The 14,436-nt window shown below is 74.9% G+C and carries 12 protein-coding genes and 1 rRNA gene; 11 read left to right on the forward strand and 2 right to left on the reverse strand.

The window, feature by feature from the left end:
* Positions 1-8: 8 nt before the first annotated feature.
* Positions 9-125, forward strand: a 5S ribosomal RNA gene (gene rrf, locus JT721_RS06545).
* Between the two features lie 184 nt (positions 126-309).
* Positions 310-693 carry a single-stranded DNA-binding protein gene (locus tag JT721_RS06550; protein ID WP_205472154.1) on the forward strand — a complete coding sequence of 128 codons (384 nt, stop codon included), beginning with the start codon at positions 310-312 and terminating at the stop codon, positions 691-693.
* Here the strand turns inward: JT721_RS06550 and JT721_RS06555 are convergent.
* The gene (locus JT721_RS06555) at positions 668-1,792 is read right to left on the reverse strand and encodes a DUF1015 family protein (RefSeq protein WP_205472155.1); all 1,125 of its coding nucleotides are present in this window, start codon (positions 1,790-1,792) and stop codon (positions 668-670) included. The genes JT721_RS06550 and JT721_RS06555 overlap by 26 nt on opposite strands.
* Positions 1,793-1,878: 86 nt before the next feature.
* On the opposite strand from JT721_RS06555, the gene JT721_RS06560 reads away from it, so the two are divergent.
* From JT721_RS06560 to JT721_RS06585, 6 genes are all read left to right on the forward strand, one after another.
* Entirely contained in the window at positions 1,879-2,886 is a 1,008-nt protein-coding gene (locus JT721_RS06560) for an HAD-IIA family hydrolase (protein WP_205472156.1), read from the forward strand.
* 9 nt (positions 2,887-2,895) lie between these two features.
* Positions 2,896-3,180 (forward strand): hypothetical protein, encoded by a 285-nt coding sequence (locus JT721_RS06565; protein WP_205472157.1) that lies wholly within the window; start codon positions 2,896-2,898, stop codon positions 3,178-3,180.
* 1 nt (position 3,181) lies between these two features.
* Positions 3,182-4,021, forward strand: a complete 840-nt coding sequence (locus JT721_RS06570) for a TlyA family RNA methyltransferase (RefSeq protein ID WP_205472158.1) — start codon at positions 3,182-3,184, stop codon at positions 4,019-4,021.
* A 44-nt stretch (positions 4,022-4,065) separates the two neighbouring features.
* Entirely contained in the window at positions 4,066-4,977 is a 912-nt protein-coding gene (locus JT721_RS06575) for an NAD kinase (RefSeq protein ID WP_205472194.1), read from the forward strand.
* The gene (gene recN, locus JT721_RS06580; RefSeq protein ID WP_205472159.1) at positions 4,970-6,724 is read left to right on the forward strand and encodes a DNA repair protein RecN; all 1,755 of its coding nucleotides are present in this window, start codon (positions 4,970-4,972) and stop codon (positions 6,722-6,724) included. Before JT721_RS06575 ends, recN begins: the two co-directional genes overlap by 8 nt.
* A 158-nt stretch (positions 6,725-6,882) precedes the next feature.
* Entirely contained in the window at positions 6,883-8,577 is a 1,695-nt protein-coding gene (locus JT721_RS06585; protein WP_205472160.1) for a CTP synthase, read from the forward strand.
* 566 nt (positions 8,578-9,143) lie between these two features.
* On the opposite strand, the gene JT721_RS06590 is transcribed toward JT721_RS06585, so the two are convergent.
* Positions 9,144-11,636 (reverse strand): ERAP1-like C-terminal domain-containing protein, encoded by a 2,493-nt coding sequence (locus JT721_RS06590; RefSeq protein ID WP_205472161.1) that lies wholly within the window; start codon positions 11,634-11,636, stop codon positions 9,144-9,146.
* A 60-nt stretch (positions 11,637-11,696) separates the two neighbouring features.
* Between JT721_RS06590 and JT721_RS06595 the strand changes: the two genes are divergently transcribed.
* From JT721_RS06595 to xerD, 3 genes are read left to right on the forward strand one after another with little or no spacing between them, the layout of a single operon-like run.
* On the forward strand, positions 11,697-12,311 hold the full coding sequence (locus JT721_RS06595) for an NUDIX domain-containing protein (RefSeq protein WP_205472162.1): 615 nt from the start codon (positions 11,697-11,699) through the stop codon (positions 12,309-12,311).
* A gap of 54 nt (positions 12,312-12,365) precedes the next feature.
* Positions 12,366-13,484 (forward strand): alanine dehydrogenase, encoded by a 1,119-nt coding sequence (ald, locus tag JT721_RS06600; RefSeq protein ID WP_205472163.1) that lies wholly within the window; start codon positions 12,366-12,368, stop codon positions 13,482-13,484.
* A 13-nt stretch (positions 13,485-13,497) separates the two neighbouring features.
* Positions 13,498-14,433, forward strand: a complete 936-nt coding sequence (gene xerD / locus JT721_RS06605) for a site-specific tyrosine recombinase XerD (RefSeq protein ID WP_205472164.1) — start codon at positions 13,498-13,500, stop codon at positions 14,431-14,433.
* The last annotated feature ends 3 nt before the right edge of the window (positions 14,434-14,436 follow it).

Genomic DNA, 14,436 nt, shown 5'->3' on the forward strand with positions numbered 1-14,436 from the left:
GCAAGAGTTACGGCGGCCATAGCGAAGGGGAAACACCCGGTCCCATCCCGAACCCGGAAGTTAAGCCCTTCAGCGCCGATGGTACTGCAACCGAGAGGCTGTGGGAGAGTAGGACGCCGCCGGACATTCTTTCCAGCAGGCCCATCCCTTCGGGGATGGGCCTGCTGTCATTTCCGGCATCTTCGGCCTGTCGGGGAGGGCCAGGTGTCGTGCACATCGACCCTCCCGATCGGCGTTCTGCACCGCCGCGGATAGTGGCCCGTCGCGACGTCGCCCCCTGCGGCGAGGCTGTCGGTGGAGGTGATGTGCATGTCAGCACGCAGGAAGGCCGCGGACCCCGGGGTCCCGGGGCGCGACGAGCCCGAGCACGCCAACGAGGTGCGCCTGGTCGGCCGCTTGGCAGCGGAGCCCGAGGTCCGCGAGCTGCCGAGTGGCGACACGGTGTGGACGTTCCGCCTGGTGGTGGGGCGACCGCGTGCGGAGGTTCGGGGCCGCCAGAGCGTCGACACCCTCGACTGTGCTGCCTGGACGCCACGGGTGCAGCGGTCGGTCGCGGCGTGGTCGGCCGGCGACGTGGTGGAGGTGTCCGGCTCGATGCGGCGCCGGTTCTTCCGCGCGTCGGGGGCGACGGCGTCGCGGGTGGAGGTCGAGGTGACCCGGGGTCGGATCAGCCGTCGCGCAGCGAGCGGATGAGCACTCCCGGTGACGGCTTGGGCTGGAACGACGTGGCCTTCTCCGGCAGCAGCCGGTCGTCCTCGGCGATCCGGATCACCAGGTCGACGTCCGGGGCGGGCATCAACAGCCCGACGTCCTGCCCCCGCCGCAGGCCGGCCAGGGTGGCCTCCACGGTGTGGAAGTGGGTGATCGCCTGGGGACCGCGCGGCAGCGCCGGTACCAGGTCCTCGTGGAGCGCTTCTACGACGGCCCGGTCGGTGCCGACCGGGAGGGACAAGGTGCCCCAGGCGCGTCCGTCGGTGACCGCCATCGTGGCGGCGTCGAGGGCGGCGACGGCGGCGTCGCGGTCGGTGGGGGCGAAGCGACCCCCGGTCGCGGCCGCCGCGGTGGCGAGGTCCTCGAGGCTGACCTTGGTCAGCACCCGGTGGATGGGGCCGAGGAACAGCGGGGTCTCGCCCTGGTCGACCAGCATCGCCAGGCCGCGATCGGCGGCCCCACCGGGCGCCCGGCTCTGCATCCGCAGGTAGGCGGCGTAGCGGTGGTGCCCGTCGGCGATCAGCGCGCGCGAACCGGCCAGGGCGACCTCGAGCCGCTCCAGCAGCGCGGGGTCGCGGATCGCCCAGATCCGGTGGTGCTGCCCGGCCCGGTCGTCGAACTCGTGGTCGGTCGCGCCCCGGGCGACCTCGGCCAGCGCGGCGCGTGCGTCGTCGTGGGAGCGGTGCACCAGGAGGATGGGGGCGGGGTTGAGCTCGAGCTGCGTCATCCGGTCGGCCAGGTCGTCGGCCTGCACCGGGCGGATCCCCTCGTGGGGTAGCACCGCCCGGTCCTCGGGGCGCGCCGCCCGCCGGCCGAGCTCGAGGGCGCCCACCAGCCCGCGGACGGTCAGGCCGCCGGCGGTGTACTCGTGCAGGTAGAGCGCGGGCTCGTCGTCGTGGTGCAGCTGGCCCCGCTCCTGCCACTGCAGCAGGCGGCCGGCGACCGAGAGGTAGGGGCGGGCGAACAGCCGGCCCGATGCCGGGTCGCCGACTCGGCGGGGGGTGAGCATCAAGCCGCGGAACGGCGTCAGCCGCAGCGGCCGGGCGACGTAGGGAGGCGTGACCACGGCTCCGACCTCCACCCCCTCATCGTAGGGTTGCGCACCAACGGCCCACCCGTGCCACCCACCCGTGCCACCTACCGCTGCCACCCCGCCCGAGGAGCCCGATGCTGGTCACGTCCGACGGCCCGCTGTGCCGGGCGCACGACCTGGTCATGCTCGACCTCGACGGGGTCGTCTACGTGGGCGGCCGGGCCGTCCCGGGTGCTCCCGAGCACCTGGCCGCGGCGCGCGAGGCGGGGGCCGCGGTCGCGTTCATCACCAACAACGCCTCCCGACCGCCGGAGACCGTGGCCGCCCACCTGACCGAGCTGGGAGTGCCCGCGGCGGCGGAGGACGTGGTGACCTCGGCGCAGGCCGCCGCGCGGGTGCTGGTGGAGCGGTTCGGGGCCGGTGCGCGGGTCGCGCTGCTGGGCGGCCCGGGGCTCGAGGCAGCCCTGGCCGAAGCAGGTGTGGTCGCGGTGGACGTCGACGACGAGTCCGCGGTAGCGCTGGTGACGGGCTACGGGCCCGAGGTGCTCTGGCGCGAGGTGATGCGGGCGGCCGTCCGGGTGCGTGACGGGCTGCCCTGGGTGGCCAGCAACACCGACCTCAGCATCCCGACCGACTACGGCGTCGCGCCGGGGCACGGGGTGCTGGTCGAGACCATCGCCCGGTTCGCCGAGGCCGAGCCGGTGGTGGCCGGGAAGCCCGCCCGACCGCTGCTCGACGAGACGGTGCGCCGGATGGACGCCCAGCGACCGCTGATGGTGGGCGACCGCCTCGACACCGACATCGAGGGCGCCGAGGCGCTGGGCCTGCCGTCGCTGCTGGTGCTCACCGGGGTCAGCGGGCTGGCCGAGGTGGTCGGGGCCCCCGAGGGCAGCCGACCCAGCTACCTCGCGCCCGACCTGGCCGGGCTGCTGGTCGAGCACCGGGCACCCGAGCGGCTCGAGGACGGCGCCGCGCTCGGCGGCTGGCACGCGTCGGTGCACGACGGCCACCTGGTCGTGGCGGGCGCCGGCACGGACGACGACTGGTGGCGGGTCGTGGCCGCGGCGGCCTGGTCGGCTGCCGACCGGGACGGGTCGGTGCCGGGCTGTGCGGGCCTGCTGCCGGGACGAGCCACGGGGTAGCCTCGGCCCATGCGCGACGACCACGACCCGGACCTCCCGACCCCGCCGCCCGGCGACGGCGACGCGGCGTACGACGCGGACGTGGCCGAGGACTCCGACCAGGACTCCCCGGAGCCGACCGGGGTGGGTGCCGTCGACGAGGTGGTGCGATCGGTCGAGGGGCTGGCCGACCGTCCCGTCGAGGAGCACGTCGCCGTCTTCGAGCAGGCGCACGAGCGGCTGCGGTCGGCGCTGGACGCCGCCCCCGAGGAGTCCGCCGAGCCGACCGGCGACCCGGCTGGCGACCCGGCCTGAGGTGCCTCCGCGTCGGTTGCGACTCGACGCCGAGCTGGTCCGGCGCGGGCTGGCCCGGTCGCGCGAGCACGCCAGCGAGCTGGTGGCCGCCGGCCGGGTGAAGGTGCGGGGCGCGGTCGCCACCAAGCCGGCGACCGGGGTGACCACCGACGTCGCGATCGTGGTGCTCGACGACCCCGACCGGCCCGACTACGTCTCGCGCGGAGGGCACAAGCTCGCGGGAGCGCTGGCGGTGTTCGGCCCGGCCGGTCTGGAGGTGGCGGGGCGGCGGGTGCTCGACGCCGGCGCCTCGACCGGCGGCTTCACCGACGTGCTGCTGCGCGCCGGTGCGGCCGAGGTGGTGGCCGTCGACGTCGGCTACGGACAGCTGGCCTGGCGGATCCAGCAGGACGAGCGGGTGCGTGTGCACGACCGCACCAACGTCCGCGACCTGACGACTGCGACCATCGGGGGTCCGGTCGACCTGGTCGTCGGCGACCTGTCTTTCATCTCGCTGCGGCTGCTGCTCGACGCGCTGCTGGGCGTGACGGCCGACGACGGCGACCTGGCGCTGATGGTCAAGCCCCAGTTCGAGGTCGGCAAGGAGCGGGTGGGTCGGGGCGGTGTCGTGCGCGACCCCGCGCTGCGCGCCGAGGCGGTCGTGGGCGTCGCCCGGGCCGCCGCCGAGCGGGGCTGGGGCGCCCGGATGGTGGCGACCAGCCCGCTGCCGGGCCCCTCGGGCAACGTGGAGTTCTTCCTCTGGCTGCGTCGCGGGCCGGCCACGCTCGACGACGACGCCATCCACACCCACGTGCGGGATGCGGCGCCGGTGGGGGCGGCGGGTGAGAAGGTGGACCCGTGACCAGCCACGAGCCCGACCCCGTCGCCGTGCCGCGCCGGGTGCTCATGCTCACCCACACCGGCCGGGCCGAGGCCCGCGAGGTGGCGCTGGACTGCTGCAAGGCGCTGACCGGCCACGGGATCGTGGTGCGGATGGTGGCCGAGGAGGCCTCCGACCTCGGGGTCGAGCCGGGCGACTACGCCCCCGCGCTCGAGCTGACACCGGGGGAGGCCGGGGCCGCCGACGACTGCGAGCTGGCCCTGGTGATCGGCGGCGACGGGTCGATCCTCCGCGCCGCCGAGATCACCCACGGCACCGGCACGCCGGTGCTCGGGGTCAACCTCGGCCACGTGGGTTTCCTGGCCGAGGCCGAGCCCGACCACGTGGACTCGACGATCGACGCGATCGTCGGCCGTCGCTACACCGTCGAGGACCGACTCACGCTCGACGTGCGCGCCTACCGCGACGGCGAGCTCCTGATGCGGACGTTCGCGCTCAACGAGGCCAGCGTCGAGAAGGCCGCCCGCGAGCGGATGCTCGAGGTGGTCGTCGAGATCGACGGGCGGCCGCTGTCGCGCTGGGGCTGCGACGGCGTGGTGCTGGCGACCCCGACCGGGTCGACGGCGTACAACTTCAGCGCCGGCGGGCCGATCGTGTGGCCCGGCGTCGAGGCGCTCCTCATGGTGCCCATCAGCGCGCACGCGCTGTTCGCCCGTCCGATGGTGGTGGCCCCCACCTCGCTGCTCGCGGTCGAGGTGATCGCGCGCACCGACGGCGCCGGCGTGCTGTGGTGCGACGGCCGCCGGGCCGTCGACCTGCCTCCGGGGGCGCGGATCGAGGTCCGCCGCGGCGAGTGCCCGGTGCGGCTCGCGCGGCTGCTCGAGGCGCCGTTCACCGACCGGCTGGTCGCGAAGTTCGACCTGCCGGTCTCGGGCTGGCGCGGCGCCGCGGAGCGCCGGGGGGAGCGCGATGCTTGAGGAGATCCGGATCGGCTCGCTCGGGGTGATCGACTCCTCGACCCTCGAGCTCGGGCCGGGGCTGACCGTGATCACCGGTGAGACCGGGGCAGGCAAGACCATGATCGTCTCGGCGCTGGGCCTGCTGCTCGGCGGCCGCGCCGACAGCGGGGCGGTGCGCTCGGGGGCCCGGACGGCGCGGGTCGAGGGCGTCGTGCACGCCGGCGACCTGCCCGCCTTCGCCGCCGCCGTCGAGGACGTCGGTGGCGAGGTCGAGGACGACCGGGTGGTGCTGGCCCGCAACGTGTCGAGCGAGGGCCGCTCGCGCGCGTTCGTCGGCGGCGCGTCGGTGCCGGTCTCGGCGCTCGCCGAGGTCGCCGAGCCGCTGGTCGCCGTGCACGGCCAGTCCGACCAGCACCGGCTGCTGCAGCCGCGGGCCCAGCGCGACGCGCTCGACCGGTTCGGCGGCCCCGGGCTCGCCGCCGTGGCGACCGCCTACCGCGACCTGCACCAGCGGCTCGAGGAGGTCGAGCACGAGCTCGACGAGGTCGTGACCACCGCCCGCGACCGGGCTCGCGAGGCCGACCTGCTGCGCTTCGGCCTCGGCGAGGTCGAGGCGGTCGAGCCGAACCCGGGCGAGGACGCCGAGCTGGCCCGCGAGGAGGCCCGTCTCGGGTTCGCCGACACGCTGCGGACCGCGGCCGAGCAGGCCCGCGAGGCGCTGTCGAGCGAGGAGGGGGCACCCGACGCGCTGACCGTCGTCTCGCACGCGCGCACCGCACTGGACTCGGTGCGCGAGCACGACGACGAGGCCGGCCAGCTGGCCGACCGGCTCGCCGAGATCACCTACCTGCTCTCCGACGTGGCGGCCGACGTCGCGTCGTACGCCTCCCGGGTCGAGACCGACCCGGCCCGGCTCGCCGCGGTCTCCGAGCGCCGCGCCGCGCTGACCGCGCTCACCCGCAAGTACGGCGACACGATCGACGAGGTGCTGGCCTGGGCCGAGTCGTCGGCCCGCCGGCTGCTCGACCTCGACGGCACCGACGAGCGGATCGAGGAGCTGCGGGGCGAGCGGGAGCGGCTGCGCGGCGAGCTCGCCGACGCCGCCGCGTCGCTGTCGTCGCTGCGCACCGAGGCCGCGGGCCGGCTCTCGGAGGCGATCACCGCCGAGCTGGGCCAGCTGGCGATGCCGCACGCGGTGGTCGCGGTCGAGGTCCGCCAGCACGAGGTGGAGGAGCCGCCCGAGGGCGCCGCCGGCGCGCCGCTGCTCGTCGACGGTCGCTGGTTGCGGCACACCGCCTCGGGGGTCGACGATGTCGAGTTCCTGCTGACCGCCAACACCGGCTCCGAGCCGCGGCCGCTGCACAAGGGCGCGTCCGGCGGCGAGCTCTCCCGGGTGATGCTCGCCCTCGAGGTCGCGCTCGCCGGCACCAGCCCGGTGCCGACGTTCGTCTTCGACGAGGTCGACGCTGGCGTCGGCGGGTCGGCGGCCGTCGAGATCGGCCGGCGGCTGGCCCGGCTCGCCACCGGTGCGCAGGTGCTGGTCGTCACCCACCTGCCCCAGGTCGCGGCGTACGCCGACCGGCACGTCGTGGTCGAGAAGGCCAGCGACGGCTCCGTCACCAGCTCGGGGCTGACCGTCCTCGACGCCGCGGGCCGCGAGCGCGAGCTCTCCCGGATGCTCGCCGGCATGGCGGAGTCGGACTCCGCGCTGGCCCACGCCCGCGAGCTGCTCGAGGTCGCCTCGCCCGCCCGCGCTCTGGGCTGACCGCCTCCGGCCGCCTCGGCTGCGCCACCTGTGACTCCTTTTCGCCTGTCACGCAAGGGGATCGCCGGGGTCGGGTGGTGGGGCGCGGTCTGGTCCGGTGCTGCCGGTCCGCGTGGCGCGGTCGGAGCACCCCCGGACGTGACCTAGGATGGAGTTCCATGCGGAGCCCGTCGCCCACCAAGCATGTGTTCGTCACCGGAGGCGTCGCCTCCTCACTCGGCAAGGGCCTGACGGCGTCGAGCCTCGGTCGCCTGCTGCGACTGCGTGGCCTGCGGGTCACGATGCAGAAGCTCGACCCCTACCTCAACGTCGACCCCGGGACGATGAACCCGTTCCAGCACGGCGAGGTCTTCGTCACCAACGACGGGGCCGAGACCGACCTCGACATCGGCCACTACGAGCGGTTCCTCGACACCGACCTCGGCCAGATCGCCAACGTGACCACGGGCCAGGTCTACTCCAGCGTGATCGCCAAGGAGCGGCGCGGCGACTACCTCGGCGACACCGTGCAGGTGATCCCCCACATCACCAACGAGATCAAGGACCGGATCCTCGCGATGGGCGGCCCGGACGTCGACGTGGTGATCACCGAGGTCGGCGGCACCGTCGGCGACATCGAGTCGCTGCCGTTCCTGGAGGCCGCCCGGCAGACCCGGCACGAGATCGGGCGCGACAGCTGCTTCTTCCTGCACGTGTCGCTGGTGCCCTACATCGGGCCCTCGGGCGAGCTCAAGACCAAGCCCACCCAGCACTCGGTGGCCGCGCTGCGCCAGGTCGGCATCCAGCCCGACGCCGTCGTCTGCCGGGCCGACCGCGAGCTGCCGCAGTCGATCAAGCGCAAGATCTCGTTGATGTGCGACGTCGACGAGGAGGCCGTGGTCACGGCCGCCGACGCCCCGTCGATCTACGACATCCCCAAGGTGCTGCACCGCGAGGGGCTCGACGCCTACCTGGTGCGCCGCCTCGACCTGCCGTTCCGCGACGTCGACTGGACGCTGTGGGACGACCTGCTGCGCCGGGTGCACCACCCCAAGGAGGAGATCTCGGTCGCGCTGGTCGGCAAGTACGTCGACCTCCCCGACGCCTACCTCTCGGTCGCCGAGGCGCTGCGCGCCGGTGGCTTCGCCCACGAGGCCAAGGTCAACATCCGCTGGATCGCCTCCGACGAGTGCCAGACCCCGGCCGGTGCGGCCAAGCACCTCAGCGACGTCGACGCGGTGCTGGTCCCCGGTGGGTTCGGGGTCCGCGGCCTGGAGGGGAAGATCGGCGCGCTCACCTACGCCCGCACCCACCGGATCCCCACGCTCGGCCTCTGCCTGGGCCTGCAGTGCATGGTGATCGAGTACGCGCGGCAGGTCGCCGGCCTGGAGAAGGCCGACTCCACGGAGTTCGACCCCGGCAGCCCGGAGCCGGTGATCGCCACGATGGCCGAGCAGATGGCCTTCGTCGAGGGCGCGGGCGACCTCGGCGGGACCATGCGTCTGGGCCTGTACCCCGCGGAGCTCAAGGAGGGCTCGGTGGTGCGCGGCGCCTACGACGGCGCCCCGTCGATCGAGGAGCGGCACCGGCACCGCTACGAGGTCAACAACGCCTACCGCGAGCAGCTGGAGGCGGCCGGGCTGGTCTTCTCCGGCACCTCGCCGGACAACAACCTGGTCGAGTTCGTCGAGCTGCCCCGCGAGGTGCACCCCTACTACGTCTCCACCCAGGCCCACCCCGAGCTGCGCTCGCGACCGACCCGCCCGCACCCGCTCTTCGCGGGGCTGGTCGGTGCGGCCATCGAGCGGCAGCGCGAGCTGCGCTTCCCCATCGACGAGAGCGGCCTGCGTCGGGAGCCCCAGCCGGAGGCGTGAGTCCGCTCCCGCCGTTGGTCGAGGAAGGACGAAGTCCTGTCTCGAGACCCGGTGAGACGGGTGCCCTCCGGTGGGGCCGGATGGCGTCCGGGCGTCCGGGGTCTCGACGGACGCTCCTCGCTGGCGCTCGTCGCTGCTCGACCACCGGTGGCGCGGTGGTCGAGGTGCGAAGGCCGCTAGGCCTGAGCCTCGAGACCCGGTGAGACGGGAGCGCTCCCGTTCCCGACGGAGGGTGTTCGGGTGCGGGGGTTTCGAGGCTCGCTTCGCTCGCACCTCAACCAGCGCGGGGCACCGGAGGGGCGTTGGGTGCGGTGGTCTCGACGGGCGCTCCTCGCTGGGGCTCGTCGCTGCTCGACCACCGGTGGCGCGGTGGTCGAGGTGCGAAGGCCGTTAGGCCTGAGCCTCGAGACCCGGTGAGACGGGAGCGCTCCCGTTCCCGACGGTGGGTGTTCGGGTGCGGGGGTTTCGAGGCTCGCTTCGCTCGCACCTCAACCAGCGCGGGCCGGTGGGTGTTCGGGTGCGGGGGTCTCGAGGCTCGCCCCGCTCGCACCTCAACCAGCGGTGGGTCAGGAGCGGGCGCGGAGCATCCGGGCGGCGAGGTCGGCGGCCTCCAGGACGACGGCCCGGACGCCCGGGCTGAGCCCGTCGCGGCCGGCCAGGGAGAGCGCCGCCTCGACGTACTCCTCGTCGACGACCGTCGGCGTCATCGCTCGCAGCAGCAGGAGGTGGCCGGGGCCGCCGGTGCGGGAGAGGGCCTCGGCCTCCTCAAGGTAGCGCCGGGCGTAGGGGAGCAGGAGGGCGTGCTGGACCGGCCGCCAGAAGCAGGCGGCGAGCCGGGGGAGCTGGGCGTCGACGGGCACCCGCCGGGTGCGGAAGAGCTGCTCCCAGACCTCGTCCTTGGCGGCCGGGTCGGGGCGGGCGGCGGTGACCCACAACGCCCTCACCCAGGTCTCCGGGTGCGGGTCGCGCCGGGTCAGGGCCTCGGCGTCGGACGGCAGGTCGCGGCCGAGCGAGGCGCGGCGGGCCAGCACCCGCCAGGCGAGGTCGACGTCGCCGCCGGTGGCGGCGTCGAGGGCCTCGAAGTGCTCGGGGCGGCTGGCCGTCCAGGCCAGGGCGCGGAGCGCCGCCACCGGCTCGGTCTCGTCGTCGCAGCGCGCCAGGGCGACCTCGGCCAGCCGGCCGAGACGGCGGGGGACCAGGCCGCGGGCGGTCCAGTGCTCGGCCACCTCCAGACCCAGGACGAGCAGCGCCTCGAGCAGCGCCGGGTCGGGCTCGGCGGCGGCCGTGCGGACGACCAGGTCGAACAGCTCGCCGCTGGACAGCTCGCCGCGCAGCAGCAGGTCCCACGCCGAGCCGACCGCCAGCGCCCGCGAGACCGGCTCGGCGAGCCGTTCGGCGTGGCCGAGCAGGACCGTCAGCGAGCGCTCGTCGGTGCGGGTCGCGGCCCAGGTCAGTGCGTCGTCGTTGACCAGGCGTACGTCGGCCTCGGGCAGCTCGGTCGACAGGTCGGTGGTGGGCGCGGCCGCGTCGACGTCGGTGCGGGCCACCCGCACCAGCGCGCCGTCCTGCTCCAGCCGGTAGGAGCCGATCACCAGTCGGTGCGGGCGACCCGGGGCACCGTCGGGACCGGTCACCAGCAGGGTGTGGTCGACGAGCGTGAGGGTGTCGCCCCCGGCGGTGTCGAACCAGGCCTTGCCCCACTCGTCGAGGCCCGGCCCGTCGAGATCCGGCCCGTCGAGATCCGGCCCGTCGAGATCCGGCCCGTCGAGATCCGACCCGTCCGCGAGCTCACCGGGTGCATCAGCAGCGATCGCGGCGAGCAGGTCGGCGGCGGTGGCGGTGCCGCCGCTGTGCCCGGCGAGGTAGTGGCGCAGGCCGGCCAGCAGCCGGTCGGTGCCGACGGTGACGGCGAGCTGGTGCACCACCGCCCGTCCGGTCTCGCGGGTCAGCGTGTCGAGGGCCAGGTAGGAGGACCTGGCGTCGGGGACGTCGGCGCGCAGCGGGTGCCGGGTGGGTGCGAGCTCGGCCAGCCGGCCGCGCCGGGCCCCGCCCAGCACGAAGCCGGGCAGGTCGCCGCTGCCGGCGATCGCGGCGACCCACGCGGTGAGCGCCTCGCTGAGCCACAGCTCGTCCCACCAGGCCGGGGTGACCTGGCCGCCGAACCAGGAGCGGGCCAGGTTGCCGAGCACCTCGTCGGCGACCGCGGCCCGGTCACCGGGCGTCGGCGTCCCGCGGTGCAGCGCGTCGTCGCCCAGGGTGACCCCGCCCCAGTGGGCCAGCCCGGCGCGCAGCCCCGGGACGAAGACCTGGTCGTAGCGGCCCAGCGACCGGCCGAGGTGGTCGCGGAGGAAGTCGAGGCCGCGACCGGTGACCCGCGCCAGCTCGTCGGCGTCGCGGTCGAGCAGGTCGCGCACCGACCCGCGGCAGTAGAAGCCGAGGTCGTGCTCCCCGTGCTCGCGCCGCACCTCGTGGAACGGCCCCGCGTGCAGACCCACGGCGTACGACGGCAGCCGGGGGGTCTCGGCGAAGACCCAGGACCGGCCGCCGTCGTCGAGGTCGCGGACCTCGTCGGGGGCGGTGCCGGTGACGACCGTCCAGTCGCCGGGGGCGTGGACGGTCAGCCGGTGCACCGCCTTGAGGTCGGGCTGGTCGAAGCAGGCCCAGGCCTGGCCGGCGGCGTCTGGCTGGGCCGCGGTCCAGACGTAGGTCTGGTTGTCGGACGGGTCGACGAACCGGCGCACGGACGCGTGGGCGGCCGAGGCCGTGGAGGAGACGACCAGCACGTTGCGGGCGGCCAGCCGGGACAGCGGGATCCGGCCCCGGCGCACCTGCTCGAGGTCGATGGCGACGCCGTTGAGGGTGGCGGCCAGCACCTCGCCCGCGCACTCGACGAAGGTGCGCGCACCCGGGCGGCAGGTGAAGGTGATCCGCGACTCGGCGGACCACACGTCGGCGCCGCGCATGCCGCGCACGTCGACGACGAGGTCGTAGCGCTCCACGGTCAGGTAGGAGGCGCGCTCGCGCGCCTCCTCCAGCGTCAGGGTCGACGCCTGGCTCATGGTCGGTCCTCCTGCGGCCCGGGGGGCGGTGCGGGCTGCCCCGCACGGTAGCGTCTCGGCATGCCCGACCTCGTCGATTCTCCCGAGGAGTGGCCCGTGGTCGCCACCGCGGACCTGCACCGCGACGGCTGGGTGGTGGCGCTGCGCGCCGACCAGGTGCAGCGGCCCGGCCACCCCGACGAGGAGCCGTTCCGGCGCCTGGTGGTCGAGCACCCCGGCGCCGCGGTGGTGCTGGCCGTCGACGACGACGACCGGGTGCTGTGCCTGCGCCAGTACCGGCACCCGGCCCGCACCCGCTTCGTCGAGGTGCCCGCCGGGCTGGTCGACGTGGCCGGCGAGGACCCGCTCGACGTGGCTCGCCGCGAGCTGCGCGAGGAGGCCGGCTACGCCGCCGAGCGGTGGACCCACCTGGCCTCCACCTGGGCCTCGCCCGGGATCTCGGCCGAGCGGCACCACCTCTACCTCGCCCGCGGGCTGCGGGAGGTCGACCGCAGCGACTTCGTGCTCGAGCACGAGGAGGCCGAGATGGAGGTCTTCTGGGCGCCGTTCGACGACCTGGTGGCGGGCTGCCTGGCCGGCCGGCTCACCGACGCGCCGCTGGTCACCGCGGTGCTGCTGGCGCAGGCCCGGGGACTCGCGGGCAGCGGCGCCGGACCGTGGGAGCGCAGGAAGTAACCTCGCGTCAGCGCCACGACGAGGTGGCGCCACCAGTCCCTCGAGGAGTCCCACGTGAAGGTCGGCGTACCGAAGGAAGTCAAGAACCGCGAGTACCGGGTGGCGATCACGCCCATCGGCGTGCACGAGCTCACCGCCCACGGCCACGAGGTCGTGGTGGAGCGCGGAGCCGGGGCCGGCTCCGGCATCACCGACGAGCAGTACGTCGCCGAGGGCGCCACGATCATCGCGGACGCCGACGAGGTGTGGGGCACCGCCGACCTGGTGCTCAAGGTCAAGGAGCCGGTCGCCGAGGAGTACCACCGGCTGCGCGAGGGCCTGACCCTGTTCACCTACCTGCACCTGGCCGCCGACAAGCCCCTCACCGAGGAGCTGCTCGCCCGCAAGGTCACCGCGATCGCCTACGAGACCGTGCAGCTGCCCTCGGGCGGCCTGCCGCTGCTCTACCCGATGTCGGAGGTCGCCGGGTGCCTCGCGCCCCAGGTCGGCGCGCACACGCTGATGAAGGCCGAGGGCGGCGGCGGCGTGCTGCTCGGCGGCGTGGGCGGCGTGGAGCAGGCCCGGGTCGTGGTGATCGGGGCCGGGGTGGCCGGCCAGAACGCCGCCAACATCGCGCTCGGCATGGGAGCGGACGTCACCCTGCTCGACACCGACCTCGACAAGCTCCGGATGGCGTTCTGGCGCTACAACAACCGGGTGCACGGGCTCGCCTCCTCGCGGCTGGCGATCGAGCAGCAGCTGCTCCAGGCCGACCTCGTGATCGGGGCGGTGCTGGTGCCGGGCGCCGCGGCGCCCAAGCTGGTCTCGAACGAGCTGGTCGCCGCGATGAAGCCCGGCTCGGTGCTGGTCGACATCGCCGTCGACCAGGGCGGGTGCTTCGAGGACACCCGGCCCACCACCCACGACGACCCGACGTACGCCGTGCACGACTCGGTGTTCTACTGCGTGGCCAACATGCCGGGCGCGGTGCCCAACACCTCCACCTACGCCCTCACCAACGCCACGCTGCCCTACACGATGGCGGTGGCCGACCACGGCTGGCGCGACGCGTGCGCCGCCGACCCGAGCCTCGCGAGAGGTCTCAACACCCACGCCGGCCGGCTGACCAACGCCCCGGTCGGCGAGGCCACCGGCATCGAGGCCGTGGCGCTCGACGAGGTGCTGTCGGCGTGAGGAGCCCGACCGGGTGAGCGTCGGCACCGAGGAGCTGGGGCACGCGGTCCGCACCTACCTCGACCACCTCTCGGTCGAGCGCGGGCTCGCGGCCAACACCTTGTCGTCGTACCGCCGCGACCTGAGGCGCTACCTCGACCACCTCGACCACCGCGGCGTACGACGGCTGGCCGACGTCTCCGAGGAGGTCGTGCTCGACTTCCTGGTGCGGCTGCGCGAGGGCGACGCCGACCACCCGCCGCTGAGCTCGACCTCGGCGGCGCGCACGGTGGTGGCGGTGCGGGGGTTCCACCGCTTCGCCGTCGCCGACGGGCTCGCCGAGGCCGACCCGGCCGCGGCGGTGAAGCCGCCCACCCCGGCCAAGCGGCTGCCGAAGGCGCTGCCGCTGGCCGACGTGGAGGCGATCCTGGCGGCCGCGGGCTCGGCCGGCACCACGCTGGCGCTGCGCGACCGGGCGCTGCTGGAGGTGCTCTACGGCACCGGGGCGCGGATCTCCGAGGCGGTCGGGCTCGACGTCGACGACCTCGACCTCGTCGACGGCACCGTGCTGCTGCGCGGCAAGGGCTCGAAGGAGCGGATCGTGCCGGTGGGCAGCTACGCCCGCGAGGCGGTGGAGGCGTACCTGGTGCGCGGCCGCACCGAGCTCGTCTCGGCCGGCCGCGGCACCCCGGCGCTGTTCCTCAACGCCCGGGGCGGCCGGCTCTCCCGCCAGTCGGCCTGGGCGGTGCTCACCCGCCACGCCGAGCGCGCCGGCGTCACCCGCGAGGTCTCGCCCCACACCCTGCGCCACTCCTTCGCCACCCACCTGCTCGAGGGCGGCGCCGACGTCCGGGTGGTGCAGGAGCTGCTCGGCCACGCGTCGGTGACGACCACGCAGGTCTACACGCTGGTCACGGTCGACAGCCTGCGCGAGGTCTACGCCGCCGCCCACCCCCGAGCCCGAGAGTGAGAC

Origin of the sequence: Nocardioides sp. SYSU D00038, from assembly GCF_016924665.1 — a bacterium.
Classification (GTDB): Bacteria; Actinomycetota; Actinomycetes; order Propionibacteriales; family Nocardioidaceae; genus Nocardioides.